Raw genomic sequence first — 1,115 nt, 5'->3', positions numbered from 1 at the left:
CTGGCGGCCAGCCTGCGGGGGATGGGGACGGGGGCGCAGGCGCCCCTCTGGGACCGGCTGGCCCGGTTGGCGGTCCCCACCCGCCTGGTGGTGGGGGAGCGGGATGCCAAGTTCGTCGCGCTGGCCCGCCAGATGGCGGCCCGGTCGCCCCAGATCCAGGTGGTGACAGTGCCCGGCGCGGGGCACACGGTCCATCTGGAGCAGCCTGAGGCCTTCCTCCAGGCGGTGCTCCCCTTCCTCGAGGCCCACGGGGCGGAGGCGGGCGGGCAGGGGGCCGGCGGACAGGGGGACCGGGCCCTGGCCGAGGCGGGCCCAGGGGGATGATGGCACCCGGTTTCGGGCGCCCCGGACGGAGCGACATGTGGTTGGAAGGAAGCTTGCACGGATGAAAGGAGGCGGTGGCCGGTGGCCTTCCCCTGGCAACCGGTGAAAACCTACGAGGATATCCGCTACGAGGTCTATGACGGCATCGCCAAGATCACCATCAACCGGCCCGAGGTGCGGAACGCCTTCCGCCCCAAGACGGTCATGGAGATGATGGATGCCTTCAACCACGCCCGGGACGACCGGTCCATCGGCGTGGTCATCCTCACGGGGGAGGGGACGGAGGCCTTCTGCTCCGGCGGCGACCAGAAGGTGCGGGGCGACGGGGGGTACGTGGGCGAGGACGAGATCCCCCGGCTGAACGTCCTCGACCTGCAGCGGCAGATCCGGACCCTGCCCAAGCCCGTCATCGCCATGGTGGCCGGGTACGCCATCGGCGGCGGCCATGTGCTCCACCTGGTCTGTGACCTGACCATCGCGGCCGACAACGCCATCTTCGGCCAGACGGGCCCCAAGGTGGGCAGCTTCGACGCCGGGTACGGCGCGGGGCTTCTGGCCCGGACGGTGGGCCAGAAGAAGGCCCGGGAGATCTGGTACCTCTGCCGCCAGTACACCGCCCAGGAGGCCCTGGAGATGGGGCTGGTCAACGCGGTGGTCCCCTTGGAGCGGCTGGAGGAGGAGACGGTCGCCTGGGCCCGGGAGATTCTCGAGAAGAGCCCCACGGCCATCCGATTCCTGAAGGCCGCCTTCAACGCCGACACCGACGGCCTGGCCGGCATCCAGCAGCTGGC

2 protein-coding genes are annotated in these 1,115 nt (G+C 70.9%); both read left to right on the top strand.

Going from position 1 to position 1,115, the window contains the following annotated elements; genetic code table 11:
- A partial coding sequence (locus FWJ67_RS11240) for an alpha/beta fold hydrolase (RefSeq protein WP_414482875.1) occupies positions 1–324 on the top strand: 324 nt, incomplete at its 5' end.
- A gap of 81 nt (positions 325–405) precedes the next feature.
- A partial coding sequence (menB, locus tag FWJ67_RS11235; RefSeq protein ID WP_414482874.1) for a 1,4-dihydroxy-2-naphthoyl-CoA synthase occupies positions 406–1,115 on the top strand: 710 nt, incomplete at its 3' end.

The sequence above is a fragment of the Limnochorda sp. genome, from assembly GCF_047459355.1.
Taxonomy (GTDB): Bacteria; Bacillota; Limnochordia; order Limnochordales; family Limnochordaceae; genus Limnochorda.
The sequence above is the reverse complement of the archived record's forward strand: the minus strand, read 5'-3'. Positions and strand labels throughout refer to the sequence as shown.